Source organism: Paenibacillus pabuli (assembly GCF_039831995.1).
In the GTDB taxonomy this organism is placed as follows: domain Bacteria; phylum Bacillota; class Bacilli; order Paenibacillales; family Paenibacillaceae; genus Paenibacillus; species Paenibacillus pabuli_C.
In genome coordinates this window covers 3,397,807-3,416,533 of record NZ_JBDOIO010000003.1, presented here as the reverse complement: position 1 = coordinate 3,416,533, position 18,727 = coordinate 3,397,807, and the positions used below count along the sequence as shown (strand labels likewise).

15 protein-coding genes are annotated in these 18,727 nt (G+C 47.2%); 11 read left to right on the top strand and 4 right to left on the bottom strand.

What is annotated here, in order from left to right:
• The first annotated feature begins 7 nt into the window (after positions 1 to 7).
• From gnpA to ABGV42_RS17350, 4 genes are all read left to right on the top strand, one after another.
• Entirely contained in the window at positions 8 to 2,188 is a 2,181-nt protein-coding gene (gene gnpA, locus ABGV42_RS17365; protein WP_347382754.1) for a 1,3-beta-galactosyl-N-acetylhexosamine phosphorylase, read from the top strand.
• Between the two features lie 164 nt (positions 2,189 to 2,352).
• Positions 2,353 to 2,796: an NUDIX hydrolase gene (locus ABGV42_RS17360; protein WP_347382753.1), complete on the top strand. Its 444-nt coding sequence runs from the start codon at positions 2,353 to 2,355 to the stop codon at positions 2,794 to 2,796.
• Position 2,797: 1 nt separating this feature from the next.
• Positions 2,798 to 3,529 (top strand): SMI1/KNR4 family protein, encoded by a 732-nt coding sequence (locus ABGV42_RS17355; RefSeq protein WP_347382752.1) that lies wholly within the window; start codon positions 2,798 to 2,800, stop codon positions 3,527 to 3,529.
• 108 nt (positions 3,530 to 3,637) lie between these two features.
• Positions 3,638 to 4,627 (top strand): phosphotransferase, encoded by a 990-nt coding sequence (locus tag ABGV42_RS17350; RefSeq protein WP_347382751.1) that lies wholly within the window; start codon positions 3,638 to 3,640, stop codon positions 4,625 to 4,627.
• Positions 4,628 to 4,732: 105 nt separating this feature from the next.
• Here the strand turns inward: ABGV42_RS17350 and ABGV42_RS17345 are convergent, their stop codons facing one another.
• Complete coding sequence (locus tag ABGV42_RS17345) at positions 4,733 to 5,725, bottom strand: DUF4003 family protein (protein ID WP_347382750.1); 993 nt, start codon at positions 5,723 to 5,725, stop codon at positions 4,733 to 4,735.
• Positions 5,726 to 5,758: 33 nt separating this feature from the next.
• The gene (locus ABGV42_RS17340) at positions 5,759 to 6,124 is read right to left on the bottom strand and encodes a DUF6713 family protein (RefSeq protein WP_347382749.1); all 366 of its coding nucleotides are present in this window, start codon (positions 6,122 to 6,124) and stop codon (positions 5,759 to 5,761) included.
• 277 nt (positions 6,125 to 6,401) lie between these two features.
• Here ABGV42_RS17340 and ABGV42_RS17335 point away from each other — a divergent pair, with 277 nt between their 5' ends.
• From ABGV42_RS17335 to ABGV42_RS17320, 4 genes are all read left to right on the top strand, one after another.
• On the top strand, positions 6,402 to 7,781 hold the full coding sequence (locus ABGV42_RS17335; RefSeq protein WP_347382748.1) for an amino acid permease: 1,380 nt from the start codon (positions 6,402 to 6,404) through the stop codon (positions 7,779 to 7,781).
• A gap of 225 nt (positions 7,782 to 8,006) precedes the next feature.
• The gene (locus ABGV42_RS17330; RefSeq protein WP_095288570.1) at positions 8,007 to 8,426 is read left to right on the top strand and encodes a hypothetical protein; all 420 of its coding nucleotides are present in this window, start codon (positions 8,007 to 8,009) and stop codon (positions 8,424 to 8,426) included.
• A gap of 15 nt (positions 8,427 to 8,441) precedes the next feature.
• A complete protein-coding gene (locus ABGV42_RS17325) occupies positions 8,442 to 8,789 on the top strand; it encodes a hypothetical protein (RefSeq protein ID WP_347382747.1) in 348 nt (115 codons plus the stop codon).
• Between the two features lie 207 nt (positions 8,790 to 8,996).
• Entirely contained in the window at positions 8,997 to 10,511 is a 1,515-nt protein-coding gene (locus ABGV42_RS17320) for an alpha/beta hydrolase family protein (RefSeq protein WP_347382746.1), read from the top strand.
• A 26-nt stretch (positions 10,512 to 10,537) separates the two neighbouring features.
• Here ABGV42_RS17320 and ABGV42_RS17315 read toward each other — a convergent pair whose 3' ends face one another.
• On the bottom strand, positions 10,538 to 11,554 hold the full coding sequence (locus tag ABGV42_RS17315; RefSeq protein ID WP_347382745.1) for a MerR family transcriptional regulator: 1,017 nt from the start codon (positions 11,552 to 11,554) through the stop codon (positions 10,538 to 10,540).
• A 373-nt stretch (positions 11,555 to 11,927) separates the two neighbouring features.
• Here ABGV42_RS17315 and ABGV42_RS17310 point away from each other — a divergent pair, with 373 nt between their 5' ends.
• A complete protein-coding gene (locus tag ABGV42_RS17310; RefSeq protein WP_095360984.1) occupies positions 11,928 to 12,830 on the top strand; it encodes an SDR family oxidoreductase in 903 nt (300 codons plus the stop codon).
• A 93-nt stretch (positions 12,831 to 12,923) separates the two neighbouring features.
• Here ABGV42_RS17310 and ABGV42_RS17305 read toward each other — a convergent pair whose 3' ends face one another.
• Positions 12,924 to 15,389 carry a transglutaminase domain-containing protein gene (locus ABGV42_RS17305; RefSeq protein ID WP_347382744.1) on the bottom strand — a complete coding sequence of 822 codons (2,466 nt, stop codon included), beginning with the start codon at positions 15,387 to 15,389 and terminating at the stop codon, positions 12,924 to 12,926.
• Between the two features lie 289 nt (positions 15,390 to 15,678).
• Between ABGV42_RS17305 and ABGV42_RS17300 the strand changes: the two genes are divergently transcribed.
• A complete protein-coding gene (locus ABGV42_RS17300) occupies positions 15,679 to 16,098 on the top strand; it encodes an ester cyclase (RefSeq protein WP_095360986.1) in 420 nt (139 codons plus the stop codon).
• A gap of 220 nt (positions 16,099 to 16,318) precedes the next feature.
• On the top strand, positions 16,319 to 18,700 hold the full coding sequence (locus ABGV42_RS17295; RefSeq protein WP_347382743.1) for a GH36-type glycosyl hydrolase domain-containing protein: 2,382 nt from the start codon (positions 16,319 to 16,321) through the stop codon (positions 18,698 to 18,700).
• Positions 18,701 to 18,727 lie beyond the last annotated feature (27 nt).

Genomic DNA, 18,727 nt, shown 5'->3' with positions numbered 1-18,727 from the left:
ATCCAATTTGTCCAAAAAATCAACGGGGGCCTTTACCTTGCCCGGAGAATCGGGTTATGAGGCTCTGACACTGGAACTCGCTGAACGTTGGGGTGCCGATGTCATTCGTGATAGTGACGGAACGAAATTGTCGGATGAGATTATCAACGCAGGATACGGTATATATTCGACGATCTGTATCATCCGGGATCATAATGAGTGGGCATCCCGCAATACGGATAAGCTGCAGCAATGTTTTCTCATCACCAACCCCAAGGTGGCCGTGCAGGATTACCTGTCCATCTACCTGATGGAGGATTTTTTCGCTGAACAATTCAGAGTGAACGATTCCCGGGAGGCGTTCAAGTATTGGCAGGTCTATGACCGGACGACGGGACAAGAAGTGCCGAGAGAACAGTGGAATTATGAACGTGAATCCGGCAATGTGGTTATTACCGGCATCGTTCCGTGGCATAAATACACCGTCAGCTTCATGGTTTACCGGATATGGGAAGAGATTTCGATGTACAATCACACGACGAATGACTGGGATAAAGAGCATCTGATGCAGATCGATCCCATCTATCCGGAAACCCAAGCATACTTGCTGAATTGGATGGAACATTGGTGCCAGGAGCACAAGGAAACGACCGTGGTTCGGTTTACGTCCCTGTTCTATAATTTCGCCTGGATCTGGGGCAGCAGTGAGCGGAACCGCCATTTGTTCTCGGACTGGGGTTCATACGATTTTACGGTAAGCGCAAGAGCGCTTGATCTGTTTGCCAAAAAGGCTGGCTATTCCCTCACGGCCGAGGATTTCGTAAATGGCGGGAAATACCGGGTCAGTCATATCCCTGCGGATCAGCGCAAGCTGGACTGGATGGCATTCATTCATGATTTTGTGATTGAATTCGGCAAAAAGCTGATTGATATTGTACACCAACATGACAAGCTGGCTTATGTCTTCTACGATGACAGTTGGGTTGGCATGGAGCCTTATAATGACCGCTTTCAGGAGTTTGGATTCGACGGCATGATCAAATGTGTATTCTCCGGGTATGAGGCAAGAATGTGCTCGGGTATCGACGTGGATACGCATGAAATCAGGCTGCATCCTTACTTGTTCCCGGTGGGTTTAGGCGGGCTTCCTACCTTCAAGGAGGGCGGCGACCCTACGCTGGATGCCAAGAAGTATTGGATTAATATCCGGCGAGCCCTGCTCAGAGAGCCGATCGACCGGATTGGACTGGGCGGGTATCTGCACCTGGTTGAACCTTATCCGGATTTTGTAGAATACATCGAGAAGATTGCGAATGAATTCAGGGAAATGAAGGAACTGCATCAGGCTGGCAAGCCTTATCAGATCAAGACCAAGGTAGCCGTGCTGCATAGCTGGGGCAAACTGAGATCGTGGACGTTATCCGGGCATTTCCATGAAACGTATATGCATGACTTGATTCATGTCAATGAAGCCTTATCCGGATTACCGGTTGAAGTGCGGTTCATCAATTTTGAAGACATCCGTCAGGGCGTTCTTAAAGACTGCGATGTCGTGATCAATGCCGGCTCTGCCGGTTCCGCATGGAGCGGTGGGGAGCACTGGAACGACCATACGTGTGTGGACCTACTGACGGAGTGGGTGTATCAAGGTGGGGCATTTATAGGCATCAATCAGCCTTCGGCGATCGAGGGGTACGACAGCTTTTTCCGAATGGCACATGTTCTTGGCGTGGATGAAGATACAGGGGCCAGAGTCGTTCACGGAAAATGGTCGTTTGAGGCTCAGGATGAACAGGGGTTGGTACCGGGTAAGGCCAGCATAATGCCGAAGAAAGGCATTTATCTTACCGATGGTACAGCTGAGGTGCTGCACGAAACGGATGGTTACATTACGTTGACTGCGCATGCCTTCGGCAAAGGAAAAGGAATCTATCTTCCCGCCTTCGAATTCAACTGGGAGAATACCAGATTGCTGCTGAATCTGATTCGCTATGCAGGCCAAGTGTACGAAGAAACGAAGTATATCCCGGATAACTTGTACACCGAGTGTGCTTATTATCCGGAAAGTAACATATTGGTTGTGATCAACAATAGTGACAAGGTTCAAACAACAACGATTGATACAGAGTTTGGAAAACAAACGCTGGAACTGGCTCCGTATGACACGGTCATCACCAAGATTGGCGTAACCAAATCGGTATCCTCATAGAATATTTTCTTCATAAAATATCGTCTTCATAGACCGTATCCCTGGCCAGGGAGCGGTCTATTTTGGCTACAAAGGAATTCTGCGCATGAATATTTTATAATGTAAACCATACATGTAAACCAAATATATCTTACTCTAGACTCAAGATCGTGGGGGTGTAATCAATGATTCGAATGGCTGTCGGCGCCGTCATCCAAAAGGATGGCAAATTGCTATTGGTTCATAAGGTGAAGGGAGCGCAGGGCAAAATCAAAGGAACGTGGGATTTCCCGAAGGGCGGGATGGAGCCGCAGGACAAGAGCATGGAGGCGGCACTGCTCAGGGAATTAGAAGAAGAAACCGGATCAACGAACTATACAATTACCAAGCAATTTGAGGACAGAATTGCCTTTCGTTTCGATGCCATAACGCAGCAGAAATTGGGCTATCTGGGGCAGGAAACGACAATGTTTCTGGTCCAGTACTCCGGAGACGGAACCGACCTGAAACCTCAGGATGATGAAATCGATGATATTCGATGGTTCTCCATAGATCATGTCGCTCCATTGCTATTTCCGGAGGCCCGTCTGTTCCTTGAAAGATACGTTCTGGTGAGAGGAGGAGATTGACTTGATTGCAGATTTTAGAGTTTTGACCGAATTCCTTCAAGGTCATGATGAAGCAGAGGATTTCATTACAGAGGAAGACATTCAGGAGCAGGAGAGCCGCCTCGGCAAGCCGTTTCCAGCCGCTCTGCGTGAATACTATAAGAGGTTTGGGCGGTCCCAATATATTACCCAGCATTGCAATAATCAGTATGAACCGATGGCTTTGGAGGATATTTTTGTACCTGATTCGGAGTTTTTTACAACGGACAAGGCGTTTTTGGTATTTTATCAATGCGAAGAATCAGTGATCTATTGCGGCATTCGTTTCAGTGATCTGACGAAAGAAGACCCGCCTGTGTATCTGTGTGCGTGGAACCATCCGGATTGGTCGCTGGAGAATGAATCGCTCACCAATTTCCTGGTAAGCAAGGCATTCATTCAAATGGGGGTGGAGGACAGGCTGCCTTATTGGGTTATTTTTGATGAGAACATGTGGGGGTTATCGGATTACCGATCCTATTGGGGATTAAGCGATGGAGCATATGAAATTCCAGAAACGTCATCTCTTCAGGCCTGGCGGATATTTTATAAGGACGGTGTCAATCTCCTATTCGAACTGGCTGTTGGCGAAAACGAGGATGATGTATTAGCTGTATATCTGGCTTTTTTTGATCGAGAGTGTATAGCGAGCCTGTTGAATCGTACAACGCAGGACAGGCAACTGCCTGATTATAGAACCAATCTGAGTTCATAGTTGCAAACCATTGATGATTCACAGTAGAACCTCACTTCCAAAACGTACCTGTAACCTATATATTGAATGATAGGGATAACAGAAATAATTAAACTGAAGGAGCACATTATGATTAATTTTAACCAACCAGTGGCTTTGCGGTCTATTTTAAGCCCAAAATATTTGGAGTTTGCTCTAAGAGATCAATATGAACTGGGTCAATGGGAAGAATGTTTGTTTTGGCTGCGAGGATTGAATGATACATACAGGGTAAAAACGTCCACTGGCTTGTATATCCTTCGGGTTTACCGAGCAGAGATCGGAGAGGAAGAAGTAATCACGGAGTTGTCTGTGCTATCTCAATTAAAAGCGATACTGAATTCTTCGGTGCATGCAGATGTTGGAGATTACATTAAGAGGAAGGATAACAGGGATTACACCGTGCTGGGTGCGCCGGAAGGCAAACGGGTAGCCGTGATCTTCCGCTATATTGAGGGGAACGAGAACAACCTGGAGGATGAAGAGTCCTGTTTTGCTTTTGGTCAATCTGCGGCTGAGCTGCACGGAGCTATGGATCAGGTGGTACTGGAGCAGCCGAGATATGAGCTGGATACACCATTTCTGATTGATCAGCCGCTCGCCCGCATTATAGCGTATATCGGAGAGTCGCATGAATCGGCACCATTTTTGTATGCGTTTACTCAGGAGCTGAAGAAGCGCATTACGGCATCCAGCCAGAGTCTGGAATGGGGGCTGTGTCATGGCGATATGCATGGCAACAATAATGCCTTTCAGCAGGGAAACTTGTTTACGCATTATGACCTGGAGTGGACAGCCAAAGGCTGGCGTGCTTACGACCTGGCTCAGGTAAAGGCTAGAAAGAGACAATCCGGTGAGCAAAAAGCAGCATTATGGAATGCACTCATGGCAGGTTATCGTTCGATACGAAGCTTCTCTCCAGCGGACGAACAGGCCGTGGACCTATTCATTGTCGCTCGCCGATTCTGGGTCATGGGTCTGGATGTTGCTTTTATTGAAAGTGATATGGGTGCACTGGATTATGGTGACGATTGGCTGGACAGTTTTGTGGAAGAGTTCCGCGAAGCGGGAATCCTCTAGTTTTGAAAGTTGATTAATTGTTCTATACTCATTTTGAATAACCTAAAGACCCCTCTGAATCATTCAGAGGGGTCTTTACTCTCATGAAAAATTCCATGGGAAACGTCAGCTTGAAGAAGATGAAGCGGCAGCAGCAGCCGATGCCGCGGCAGCGGAGGCCATGGCGGCCTGCTGTGCGATGATAATGTTGGTGATGCTGGTAGAGAGTGTCGTGGTCAGCACGCCGCTTCGCAGATTCTCAACATGCTGAACAGCCACGAGGGCCGATGAGAATAGAAGCAGTTCTTGTTTGGTGATCGACCATGCCCCGAAGCCCTTTTGCTCGCGCAGCCAGTCAACCGTTTCTTGGACCTGATCCACCAGTGTGTCTTGGTTTACAGGCAGCAGAGAGAGCACTCCGAGGGAGGATAGGGTATACGTTTTATCCAAGCGGATGCTGCGTTTACGGAACGCCTCCTGTAACGCCAATACACGCGCGCTTGATTCAGGATTGTCGTCTCCAAGGACCAGTACCTGGGTTAATGCCTGCACACTGTTGCCAGGGGAGAATTCTGGCTTCAGTTCACGGTAGAGCTGCTCCAAGCGGGCCACACCGGATTCCACATCCAGATCGGAGAGAGCCAGCATGGCTGCAAAAATATAGTCATCCTGCCCGGTCAGGAAGCGGTGTTTTGCTTTCATCTGATCGTAAAAAGCCTTGGCACGCTCCACCGTGTACTGAAACTGGTCAGGCGTTGCCTGGGCAGCAATCTGATAGGCAGCAGCGGCCAGGAAATCGGAAGTGCGAAACTTGATCTGTTTCATCAGATCGTAGACATGTAGGGTATCCGCCATCTTCGACTCCTGATCCGTGGTAAGGGAGAGCATGGCGGCAATACTGATGGCCGAATTGCCTCTGAATACGGAAAAGAGGTTTGTATTTTGCTTCATTAGATCATGACTCTGACGAATGGCCTCGCCATCTGCTGTTTTATTTTCGGCTGCATAGAGAAGTGCCGCCAGGCGGTGCATCATCGGATTTTGCCATTTGAATGACTTCTTGATCAACTGTACGTTGGAAACGAATAATTCGACTCGTGCTGCGTGCTGCTGTTCCATATGCAGACCTCCCGAAATGAGTAGTTGTTACCCCTAGTTTATTAGGAATATCAAATGGATTAAAGCAAAAATTCCCATGGGGTAGATGAATGACCTTGAGAACGAATTTTTAAATTGATTGCGAGGGTGCTTCTCAAACAAGAAATGCAATATCGTATGTATGATGAAAAAGATGTCCAGCACCCAGAATGTAATTGTCTGATACGAACTGAAGAGCAGGGAGAGGATGACGGTGTATAGGGGCAGGTGCACCCATGTAAAATACCTATAAGCTTTCTCGTCTTCCATCTCTTTCAACACGATAAACAATCTCCACTCGGACCGCCTGATCGCATCCATTTCGTGCAGAAGAAATAGAGACAGGTTGAACAAAAATAAGACCAGCGACAAGTCAGGCATATGGTGCCTCCCCTATAAGCGTTTATAGAAGATACGGATAGGTAGCAAGATTGTTCCAGTATCCTGTTTGTTAGGTCCATGTTCGATGCGGCTATATTTAAAATACAAAAATGATAAACATTCTTAATAAAAACGCTTCCTTACATTCCTTGTTGTATTTCTGCGGCACATCTCGTACAATTTGGTGAAGCAATTCTGCATTGCGTTAATGTGAACACGAAAATGGAAATGTAAATCTGACAACACGAAGCTGCAAACAAGAAAAGGGGAGAATCGTTTGGAATCGAAGCAACTATCTAGAGGGCTAAAGCCCCGTCACGTAGAGCTGATTGCACTCGGGGGTACAATCGGCGTTGGATTGTTCATGGGATCGGCGAGTACGATCAAATGGGCAGGTCCTTCGGTGCTGCTGGCCTATCTGCTGGCCGGGATCATTATCTTTTTTGTCATGCGTATTATGGGAGAGATGTTGATTCAGGAGCCTGTCACCGGATCCTTTGCCACATTTGCTCATAAATATATCAGTCCGCTTGCGGGGTTCCTGACTGCCTGGAGTTACTGGTTCCTCTGGGTAACGGTGGGGATGGCGGAAGTTACGGCGATCGGCATTTATGTCGGATACTGGTTTCCGGATATTCCGCAATGGCTGCCGGCACTGGCTGGCGTGCTCATTATTGCGGCGGCGAATCTGGCTGCGGTTAAATATTACGGTGAGTTTGAATTCTGGTTTGCCATGATTAAGGTAACAGCCATTGTGTTCATGATCGTCATCGGAACCGGCTTAATCTTCTTCGGTCTGGGTAACGGCGGGGAGCCGATCGGATTATCGAACCTCGTGAGTCATGGGGGCTTTTTCCCTGGAGGGCTCAAAGGATTCTTATTTGCTCTATGTATTGTGACGGCAGCCTATCAGGGCGTGGAAATGGTCGGCATTACGGCCGGGGAAGCGGAGAATCCGAAGCAAACACTGCGTAAAGCCATCAAAAATATTGTATGGCGTATTCTTATCTTTTATGTAGGGGCCATCTTTGTCATCGTGACACTGTACCCCTGGAATGAAGTGGGACAGACGGGAAGCCCGTTTGTACTCACATTTGCCAAGGTCGGTATCGTGGCTGCTGCGGGCATTATCAACTTCGTGGTGCTCACGGCGGCAATGTCAGGATGTAACAGTGGAATTTACAGTGCGGGACGTATGTTATACACGCTTGCGGAGAATGGACAGGCACCTGCCTTTTTCAAAAAGCTGTCCAAAGGCGGGGTTCCACGCAACAGCATCGTTATTACGATCTCCCTGTTGCTGATCGGTGTAATATTGAACTACCTGATGCCGAATTCCAAACTGTTCCTGTATATCTACAGTGCAAGTGTTCTTCCGGGGATGGTGCCATGGTTCGCACTGGCCTTCAGCCAGTTCCGGTTCAGAAAGCGCTGGGGTAAAGAGATGGGTGAACACAACTTCAAGTCCAAATGGTTCCCCATCAGCAACTACATTATTATTGTGTATCTGATCCTCGTTATCATCGGGATGGCGTTTAACCCGGATACACGCTTGCCCCTGATTGTAGGTGCGACCTTTATGGCCATCGTGGTGATCGGATATTTCATATTCGGTGTTGGAAAAAAACAGCGTGTAGATGGCGGAGAAGATCAGTAAACTTCATATGATACAACCGTAAGTTGATTGTTCAGCGGATGCCCAAAATGCATTTCTTGAATACATCGGAGAATCTTCAGAGATTCGGTGTCATTCAAGGGTGCATTTTTTGTTTTTTTTGTAAAAATGAGTCGAAATAACAACTTAATTTATTGATCAGTATTCAGGCTTACCTTATAATCAAGAGGATTGAAGAATTTGTAAACATACTGGGGGAGTTTGCTAATGTTAGTAGGAAAAGGCGCAGTACGTGAGATGTCAAATGATATCGACAAAGTCATCAGAGAAATCGACCAGATCACTCAATCCAAAATTGACCGTGTATCGGACAAGATTGACTCCGAATTGAACTCTTGTGGTCGTGAGCTTTCAAACGCTGCAACGACATTATCTCAGATCAAGCCTCTGATTGATAGATTGGTCGCACAAGTTGGACAAGATGCTCCTGATCATGTACAAGTACTTGTGACATCGATTGCACAAGAAGTAATGTCCAAAGTTATAGCTACTAGCGGCAACATTGACGAAGTTCAGAAGAACATTAAAGATGTAGACAAGTTAACCAACGAAATCGATAGTCTCACGGACGAGATCGACAAGTTGACAGATAAGATTGATGAAATTACCGATAAGTATCAGAAATAGGGAGGATAGGTCTCTATGAGCGATTATACACCACCTGTAGGTCAGCCCAATTACATATCGGGTGGCTGGGGCAACAAACAAGCAAAAGAAACGGCTTTAAAGATAGATCATATTGCAGATAAGGCCAAGTTTGGCATTGAGATGCTGGGTACAGGATTGGATGGCATAGATGCTATTGAAAAAGAATTGATTGAAATCTCCCATGCGCCGCAGCCTCCTACACAAGAGCAGATTCGATCGATGGCACATCGCCTGGATGCACATCAAAAGCAACTTCAACTGGCTTTGGACCGGATTAAAGATATGATGACAGATATAGAAAAAGAAACGGATTCAATTCAAAAACCACGTACATCCTGGTAATTTTCGATGATTTTGAAATTAGAATATGTAAAAGAAGAGAGGGGAATCCCCTCTCTTTTTTTATTGGTTCTCAGTAGTTACTTTTTTCTAGAAAAATCCCCTCTTGAAGCTCCTGTTACAGGAGGTTTTATGATTACGAATAGAAAAGCTGCTGCTGTATGGTTTTGTAACTTAAGCGCAGCTGATAAAAGAGGGGGCATAAGCAAGATGAGGACTGTAGAATGGATTTACCTTATTTTCAACGTAATAATGCTGGTGTGGTTGATTGGGGGAAGGAATAAACCGCGGAAATGGGTATGGGGAGGGTTTGTCACATCGGCTGCGCTGCTGTTGATCCATGGTGTGGTTGAGGGAATACGTTGGCCAATGATCTCGGCATACGTGCTGACACTGGTTCCCGTGGTTGTTGTAATCACAGAAGCAAGACGGTATACGCGTGTTGGTTTGGCCTCTGAAAAAGGTAAATGTGCTGCTATATTATCTGCGTCTACGGCGCGAAAGTCTGGTCATGTTCGGTCCATTACAGCAAAGTTGCTGGTACTGTTGTATGCAGTGGTTACGGTAGGCCTGCCGCTTCTATTTCCGGTATTTTCGTTCGAAAAACCAACAGGGCCTTATGGAATCGGCACAGTCTCCTATGATTGGACGGACAATAGCCGGGAGGAATTGCTGACGAGTACCGCCGGAGACCAAAGGGAGCTGATGGTACAGATCTGGTATCCAACAGATCCCGATGTCAAGGGGAAAACAGCTCCGTATGTAAACGATCCAGCGGTTTATGCAACAGCCTTCAATGAAGTGCTGCAGCTGCCGAAGCTGTTATTCTCAAGTTTGGGCCAGGTCCAAACTCATGCAATACAGGAAGCATCGTTATCGGATGCGGAGGCCAGGTATCCGGTGATCCTTTTCTCTCATGGTCTGCATGGCTATGAAAATCAAAATACGTTCCAGGTGGAGCAGCTTGTTAGTCAGGGTTACATTGTCGTTGGCATTAATCACACCTACAGCAGTTTGGTATCCGTATTTCCGGATGGACGTGTGGCTCAGTTTGAATCGGAGGGCAAAGAGGGCTTCGAACAGCTGCAATTCAGTTATATGGACAAGCTTAATGAGACCTGGGTGAAGGATGCGCAATTCGTACTGGATGAGGTGGAGAAATTGGCTGCGAATGATCCGAGCGGACGTTTTACCGGTCACATGGATCTGGACAACATGGGCATGTTCGGGCATTCATTTGGCGGGGCAACGACGGTACAGATGTTGATGGATGATCCGCGCCTCAAGGCAGGCATGAATATGGATGGGGTACTTTTTGGCGAGAAACGCATTCCTGCTGAAGGAGTTGGCAAACCGTTCCTGATGATGAGTGCAGACACAACGGTTGCAGGAACAAGCGTCATGAGTGACGAAGAGATCGCTGCCATGGGCACGACCCGTCCGGAAGCCGAGAAATACTATGAGGAAGTATACGCACGCTATGAGCCGGTAACGGCAGGAGGAAACTACTGGATGGAGCTGAATAACACCAAACATCTGAGTTTCTCTGACCTCTATTTGATATCTCCTATTCTGGAATGGTCCCAGGGTGTAGATGCGCATGAGGCACAACAGTTGATAAATGATACAACCATCGACTTTTTTAATCACTACCTGAAAGGACAACCGCTGCAGATGGATAGTAACGTGGGAGAACATGAATCCTATTCGTTGAAAAAGGGATAAACGGATAAATGGAAGGAGACTGGACTTCAGTCTTCTTCCATTTGTTGTAACCGCAGCCGCATGCCTTCCTGAAGCAGGTTAATCCCGTCGACGATCTCGCTCCACTCGGGATTCACCACCATACACAGCCTATTAAAACGAAGGATGCGCTCCGTAACAGAGTCCAGCATGTACTGAGCCTGAGTTCGGAAAAAAGCCTCCGGGTCTCCGGTATGCTCAATACTCGCGTACAACATGACAAAATCCTGCACGATCCCCTGAACCGCAGGACTGTCTGGCGGCCATTGCTTGGACAATGCCTCGGTGGCCCGGACGCGGATTTCCTCCATTTTCTTCACCCAGACTTCCGCCTCAACTTGTGGATGGTTCGCCATCGTGAAGAAGGGGAGTTCGAGTCGGGCCAGATCGGCAAAATAGCCGGGATCATTAATGATTTCCTGGATTTCATTCCAGGCCATCGTTTGCTCGGCAGACATTTTGGTATCTTTCATCAAGTATTTATCAAAGAAATGCAAGAATGAAACTCTCCATTCCTGCGGGAGTCCATCCAGAAGATGGGATTCTTCCATTTTGGCAGAGATGAACTGTTTGCGTTTCTTGGCATGGGCGGTAAGCGAATCCACCAGGCTGGACACATAGCTGAGAGATTGATCTGCATGCAATGGAGTTTCGGCTTCATGCTGCTTGGCTTGCTGCAAAATAGAGAGCATGGAATTCAGAGTACCGATCTGGGTCTCAAGCGCTTCAATCTGCAGGTCCAGCGCCTGCGAGACACCCAGTTCACCAGACATGAGCTTGCGAATATCTGGTATGCCGAAATTCAGATAGCGAAGCGTTGTGATTAGCTCCAGCCGCCACAGGTCTTGGGGGGTATAGAGACGGTGGCCGCCTTCCGTGTGCAGAGAGGGATGAACCAGTCCGATCTCGTCGTAATAACGGATGGTTTTAACGGTGGAACCAATCATTTTGGCGGCTTCACCGATCGAATATTTATGTGGATTAGAACCCTGATTTGAATCCAATAAGATCACCTCATGATCCATTATACAACCTCCAGTGACTGGAGATTCAATTGTACGCAGCTGCGATAAGGAAATGGCCAAGCCCAGTTTAAATTCCACCCATCTCGGTTACAAAGAAAAGAGTGCAACTTTTATGAAACCCAACTATAAATAAATTGAAATTTACACATTCTATCTAAATTGAACTTCACATCTACACATTAACGTAGAGGGCAGAGAAAACCTGAAGAAATGAAATGTTCGCCTTTATCACCTAATTTTCTCCTTCTAAAGGAATAGAAAAAAATTGGGGGATAACAGCGATCGGAAGGTTGCTCTGACCGCGTAGTGACACGTGTAGAATTCATTGGTTCTATTTTTATAGCGTGTAAATTTATCCAAGGAGGAATTGAACATGGCTAATCAAGACCAGCATACTGTACAAGATCCGACGACACAATATCCGAAGGCAACATCAGAATGGAAACAGCAGCAGGAAGAGCCGGGGCTTCAGCGCGAGATGACACCTGTGCCTGATGCAGGCGAAAAGAGCTACAAAGGCAGCGGACGTCTGACTGGACGCAAAGCCGTAGTGACTGGAGCAGACAGCGGAATTGGCCGCGCGGCGGCTATTGCCTTTGCACGTGAAGGCGCGGATGTTGTGCTATCTTATCTTCCTGAAGAAGAAGCAGATGCCAAAGAAGTGGTACAGCTGATTGAAGAAGCAGGCCGTAAGGCTGTGGCGATTCCCGGCGACCTGAAGGATGAGAACTATTGTGAGCAGCTCATTGAGTCTGCCGTTAAGGAGCTTGGCGGGATCGATATTCTTGCCAACGTGGCAGGTAAACAGCAGTTTGTGGAACAGATTGCGGATCTGACTACAGAGCAATTCGATGCGACATTCAAAACGAATGTGTACTCCATGTTCTGGCTCTGCAAAGCGGCTGTAAAACATATGAAACCAGGCAGCTCCATCATCAATACGTCGTCCATTCAGGCGTACAGTCCTTCACCAATCCTGCTGGATTATGCAACGACGAAGGCGGCCATCAACACGTTCAGCAAAGCACTGGCCCAGCAGGTCGGCAGCAAAGGTATCCGCGTGAATGTTGTAGCGCCAGGTCCGGTATGGACACCGCTTCAGGTGGTTGGCGGACAGCCCGTCGAGAAGCTTGCTAGTTTCGGTTCCAATACGCCACTTGGCCGGGCAGGACAACCTGCCGAGATGGCACCTGCCTTTGTATTCCTGGCGAGCCAGGAATCCAGTTACGTGAGCGGTGAGACCCTGAATGCTAACGGTGGTACCGTTAGTCCTTAACAGGAGACCGTAAATTGGCCCCCAATGGATTAGCTTGTTAAGCAAAGAACTCCATTCCCGATATGGGTGATGGAGTTCTTTGTGTTTTGGTTATTATTTTTGTTCCGGATTGGTTTCCAGAATCGTGTAACTGCCCAGCGTTGCCAATTGTGCCGTGTTCAGCAGGGCTTCATCCACCGCAGCAAGTGCTTCGCCTGCCGCTGTCATTAATTCATCGGAGTCAACAGGGGAGGCCAATCTCAGAATAACCCGTTTCTCCCCATTTTTAAGTTCACTCTCAGTCTTCGTTTTATATTCATTGACCGAAGCGACTTCGAGTTCATTTTGCACATAATAGTCATTCGCATCACTTTCACCATGAAACAGTTCGAGTTCGGAATCGATCCAGTAATCTTTATCCGCTATCGTTTCCTGACTTGCAGCCGTCTCATCGTTTGCATTGTATAGGAAGTAGGGAATACCGGAGTTGGTCAGGTTGTTCGTGGCATCTACGTGGAACCATTCATTTCCGATTTTGACCTTGTTCCATGCATGAGGGACACCACTGGATGCTCCCGTTACGACAATGCTGTCCAATCCGGACAGATCGGAGAGCAGCTTGTAGACCGAAGCATAGCTGGCGCATACACCAACCCCTTTGACCAGAATACCGTAGGTGGTGAATGAGTCGTTAAACTGAGCATCCACATTTTTAAAGTTGTTTTGCTCCGCACTTTCCAGTGCCGCATCGTCATACTTCGCATTATCGTTCAGATAATCATAGATGGCTTTTCGTTTCTCATCATCCTTCATGCCATCCTTGATGATGGAAGCAACAACTTCGTTTGCTTTGGCAATAATCTCGCCTTGTTTCTTCTGGATGACATCTGCAGATTCATTGTAATGAATGGAGAGCGTCAATGTACCATAGTTGTATTCGAAACCTTCGACGCCGAGAATCAATGGATTCTGATACATTACTTTCAGGACAACATCCGAGAGTGTCGTGAAATTTTGGGCTTCGGGAAAAGCTTTCAATGAGATTTGATCTTCAGCTGCAATCATGTTTTTGGCCAGCACTTCTTCCAGTGCAGAATCCGCATTGATGAGTTTATCACCTGCAGCTGGTTCAGGAACGGTTTCCTGGTTGCCTTCTTCAACATTCTGCTGTGTGTTCGATTTCTGTTCGTCCACCAGATTTGCTTCTGCCGTTTCAGGGTTAGAGGCAGGTGCTTGTTCAGAACCTTCTTCAGTGGTCGCATCCACTTCAACTTCAGGTGCTGGAACAGCAGTCGTTGCAGACTCTTCAGGCGTAGATTCTGTTGCAGTCTCCGATGCAGGCGCATCATTATTGTTAATGATGGTTGGCACATCAGGTGCAGGCACGTAAGGAGTGTCATTTTTTGGTTCAACCAGTCCGTTACTGGACTCAGCGACCGTTTGTTGATCCAATTTGGCCAAGTCTTCTTTGGTTACAGATTCTACCCGTACGTAGCTCTTAAGAGCGGTTCCTTTGATATGAAAAGGAATGTTCGTTTCGTTGAAATCCGAGATTTCTACATTCGCAGTATCGTAGACAATTGATCCTTGGGAGAAGGAACCGTCGATGTGTTCAATACTTGTTGTTTTAGGCAGTTCGTTTGTGTTCTTCAATTTCTTCATATAGAGCTGTTCTTTTAGAGCCATGGGCAACTGGTTAGAGAGAGGAGCAGTAGCCACACCGTTACTAAAATTCGATTCCTTGTCCCCACTGACAGCAGTGACGTAGTATTCACCCTTCATACCATGGTTCTGATAGGATGTCGTTAGTTCATTCATGATACCAAGGCCGCCTTTGCCATCCTCATTGAAATCATTGAAGGATGTTTCGGTTGTCGTTGCTACGACCAGCGGATTGCTTCCATTGTAGGCTTTCTCTGCCCCTTGCAGGGGAACATTGTTTGTTTCAAAAATAACCGTTCGATCGGCACGATTATAGATTTTATACTCTGCTGCGCCCTCTACCTTGTCCCAGGTAAGCGTGAACCGTTTATCCTTGTCGATCTCATACTTAAGATTTGGAACAGGCAGCTCGGATTTTACTGTAAAAGGAATAATCATGGGTTGATCAAGTAGTGTCAGTTTCTCAGCATCTGGATTATAGTTCAGACGAATGTAATAGATGGGGGCACCACCCCATGTACTTTGTTCTTGTGCTTTCAGCTTCTCTGAGCTTAATACACCCCATCCGAGAGGTTTGATCGAAATGCTATTATCATTGATTTCCGGTATGGCATAGACTTTACTTGCTTCCAGGGCTTTAATATCCGTATGTACACTAATCATGTCACTTGCTTGTAGACGACTGGTTTTTAGGTCAGCCTTAAATGTAAACTGGAATTCTTCGTCTTGAGCTACGTTATACATGGGCATAATCGATGGGCTTGATTCGGAGCCGTATTTTTGCTTCAAACTCAATATGGTAGAGCCTTCTAAAGTTTCTGTGGGATTATTTTCGCTCGGACTGCTCTCTTTGTCATTGCTTTGGCATCCGGCCAGCAGTAGAGTGAGGGCAAACAACATTACGAATAGACGTTTCATGATACACCACTTTCTGGTTTTTCTAGTTCATACACCTGACATTATCATTTATGGTAAAAATCAATCTGAATCCTCTTATCAGCAAAACCTCCTATTAATTACCTAAAGTCTTTTGCTAGTTTATGGTTATATAGTCTCATTGTCAAGGTATGTTAATAGGGATAATAGTCCCGTAGAACAGTAGAACAGATTGAACTCCCACCATGGAATGGATGTTAGAATAAGGGAAGATATAGAAGGTTGCGTTTTAGATGTGACAGAAAATCCAATGTAAATGGAGTGGCTTGCAATGACCCCAGAACAGATTGTCAGAGCCTTTTTCGAGGAGGTTCGGTCAGGTCGTAACCTTGATTATGCTGATACATTGATGGCAGAGCAGGTACTGGCACATCAGGTGGTATCCGAAGAGGAAGTGACCGTAAACAGGACACCTTCCGAATATGCGGATCATGTACGAGAGATGATTCAGGCGTACGGTGAAATCTCACTTGAGATACAGGAACTGATCGCACAGGGCGATAAGGTGTATGTGCGCTGGAGACAAGAGGGTATACATATTGGTGAAGTGGACGGATATGCACCAACCCATCGGCCGGTTATTGAAATTGCCAGTGCCGTATATCGCGTGGAAAATGAGCGGATTGCAGAATATTGGATTCAGATTGACAGGCTGGGTATTGAAAAACAATTGGAGCGCAATAAGAGCTGAGAATTCAGCTCTTTTTTTGTTATATCGATCCTTCTTACAGAAGTTATATTTTTAATAGAATGTTTTCGAGGTTTATGCGTTGAGCAGGTTAATTTACATGAAGTTTTAAACATTTATCCGTGACTGTAAGCGTTCCCGTGTTATAATGAATGAAGTTGTATACAAGTTACTAAAACGTTTTCTGTCATTTCAATTTCATAACCGAAAGAGAGGTTCAGTGATGATCAGAGTAACGAACGACAATGAATATTACGAGCTGACCAGTCCGACAAGTATGCCTAAGGCATCCGGATTCCTATGGAACGAAAAGATGATGATCCATATGAATTGCCGCGGATATGCTGTGGCGCAATTCATGCAGCCGGAGCCTGCCAAGTACTCGCATGCACCCAATTTGGAAGCGAAGACTTTTATGCAGCCGGAGCAGCCGTATTATGCGCATCATCCGGGGAGATTTGTCTACATCAAGGATGAAGTAGGCGGAAACATTTTCTCGGCTCCATATGAGCCGGTGCGAAAACAGGCGGACAGCTATACGTTCGCCGTGGGTAAACACGATATTCGCTGGAATGTTGTAAGCGATGACATTTCCATTGAGATGAGCCTGCGTCTGCCCAAAGCGGATGCCATGGAGCTGTGGCAAGTGAAGGTGAAGAACCTTTCCTCTCATAAACGCAAGCTAAGCATGTATCCGTATTTCACGGTTGGTTATATGTCATGGATGAATCAGTCCGGTGAATATGTGGATGATTTGCAGGGAATCGTCTGCTCGTCCATTACGCCGTATCAGAAGTATCAGGATTATGCCAAAGTCAAAAATTACAGCGACAAGACCTACCTGCTTGCGGATCGCAAGCCTGCTTCATGGGAAGTGAATCATGAGCGTTTCGAGGGCGAGGGCGGCCTTCATGCCCCATCGGCATTGCAGCTGGACACCTTAGAGGGCGGGGATGCAAGGTATGAGACACCTGTCGCTGTCCTTCAGTACAGGTTGGAGCTCGAAGCAGGAGCTGAGCGGGAATATCGGTTTATCTTTGGCCCGGCTCATGATGAGGCAGAGATCGAACGCATCCGGCAGCAGTATTTTATCAAACGGGATCATGAAGGATTGGATGGCTTTGCCTTGGCTGAACAGGAATATGCCGCTTACGTTGCAGAAGGACAGGGAAATATCCAGATCCAGACCCCGGATGACGGATTGAATAATTTTGTAAACCACTGGCTGCCACGCCAAATGTATTACCACGGCAAAACGAACCGTCTGACGACTGATCCGCAGACCCGAAACTATCTGCAGGATAACATGGGCATGAGTTACATTCAGCCTGGGATCGCACGAGATGCCTTCCTGACAGCCCTGGCTCAGCAGCATGCAAGCGGCGCGATGCCGGATGGAATCATTTTGCACCCGGATGCTGAGCTCAAATACATCAACCAGGTTCCTCATACGGACCACTGTATCTGGCTTCCGGTCTGTATGCGTACGTATCTGGATGAGACGAATGATTACAGCATTTTGGAGGAGCAGGTTGCATTTGCCGACAGTGAAGAGAAGGCCTCTGTGCTGGAGCATATGAATCTGGCCATGCGCTGGCTGATTCAGGATCGTGACCATCGCGGCCTCAACTTCATTAATCAGGGCGACTGGTGTGATCCGATGAACATGGTGGGTTATAAGGGTAAAGGGGTATCCGGCTGGCTCACCATTGCAACGGCGTATGCGTTCAAGGTATGGGCGGATATTTCGGAGCAGGCCGGGCATACCGAAACAGCGAAGCAATTCCGTGAGGAAGCCGACCGGACCAATGCTGTAGCGAATGAGTATCTCTGGGATGGCGAATGGTATGCACGCGGAATAACGGATGATAATGTCGTTTTTGGCATCAGCAAGGATCAGGAAGGACGCATCTATATTAATCCTCAGGGTTGGGCGCTGATGAGCGGCGCGGCCGATGAGGAGAAGCGGAAGAAGCTGATCCGGGCAGTGGAGGAGCAGTTAGAGACCCCATATGGTGTGGAGAAGTTGGCACCGTCTTTCACCGCCATGCGGGAAGATGTGGGGCGGGTTACGCAAAAACATCCGGGCAGTGCCGAGAATGGGGCGGTCTACAACCATGCGGCTGCGTTCTACATCTATGCACTGTATTTAGTTGAGGAAAAGGAGAACGCCTATCGACTCCTTCGCAAAATGATTCCTGGTCCCGATACCGAAGATGTCCTCCAGCGGGGGCAGTTACCTGTATTCATCCCCAATTATTATCGCGGGGCCTACAGACAATATCCACGTACAGCCGGGCGCTCCAGCCATCTGTTCAATACAGGTACGGTACCTTGGGTGTATCGCTGCCTGATCGATGGACTGTTCGGATTGCAGGGTCACGCCGAAGGGCTGCTCGTTCGTCCGCAATTACCTGCGGATTGGGATAAGGCTTCGGTGACCAGGTTGTTCCGTGGTGCCGAGCTGCAGGTAGAGATGAAACGGGATGCGGCTGTCCGAAAGACCGAAGTGTATGTTAACGGTCAATTGATCGAAGGAGACATGATTAAGGATATCCAGGATGGCAAGTCATACGAGGTACTGGTTAAGCTTCCTATATCATAAGGATAGAAAATATGAAATGCCTTTCTT

What these genes read in the sequence shown, in the direction of transcription:
- ABGV42_RS17325 (WP_347382747.1), top strand. Translation starts at nt 8,442, where the DNA reads ATGAGCGATTATACACCACCTGTAGGTCAGCCCAATTACATATCGGGT.
- ABGV42_RS17315 (WP_347382745.1), bottom strand. Translation starts at nt 11,554, where the DNA reads ATGGATCATGAGGTGATCTTATTGGATTCAAATCAGGGTTCTAATCCA.
- ABGV42_RS17350 (WP_347382751.1), top strand. Translation starts at nt 3,638, where the DNA reads ATGATTAATTTTAACCAACCAGTGGCTTTGCGGTCTATTTTAAGCCCA.
- ABGV42_RS17305 (WP_347382744.1), bottom strand. Translation starts at nt 15,389, where the DNA reads ATGAAACGTCTATTCGTAATGTTGTTTGCCCTCACTCTACTGCTGGCC.
- ABGV42_RS17295 (WP_347382743.1), top strand. Translation starts at nt 16,319, where the DNA reads ATGATCAGAGTAACGAACGACAATGAATATTACGAGCTGACCAGTCCG.
- ABGV42_RS17310 (WP_095360984.1), top strand. Translation starts at nt 11,928, where the DNA reads ATGGCTAATCAAGACCAGCATACTGTACAAGATCCGACGACACAATAT.
- ABGV42_RS17345 (WP_347382750.1), bottom strand. Translation starts at nt 5,725, where the DNA reads ATGGAACAGCAGCACGCAGCACGAGTCGAATTATTCGTTTCCAACGTA.
- ABGV42_RS17330 (WP_095288570.1), top strand. Translation starts at nt 8,007, where the DNA reads ATGTTAGTAGGAAAAGGCGCAGTACGTGAGATGTCAAATGATATCGAC.
- ABGV42_RS17320 (WP_347382746.1), top strand. Translation starts at nt 8,997, where the DNA reads ATGAGGACTGTAGAATGGATTTACCTTATTTTCAACGTAATAATGCTG.
- ABGV42_RS17340 (WP_347382749.1), bottom strand. Translation starts at nt 6,124, where the DNA reads ATGCCTGACTTGTCGCTGGTCTTATTTTTGTTCAACCTGTCTCTATTT.
- ABGV42_RS17360 (WP_347382753.1), top strand. Translation starts at nt 2,353, where the DNA reads ATGATTCGAATGGCTGTCGGCGCCGTCATCCAAAAGGATGGCAAATTG.
- ABGV42_RS17300 (WP_095360986.1), top strand. Translation starts at nt 15,679, where the DNA reads ATGACCCCAGAACAGATTGTCAGAGCCTTTTTCGAGGAGGTTCGGTCA.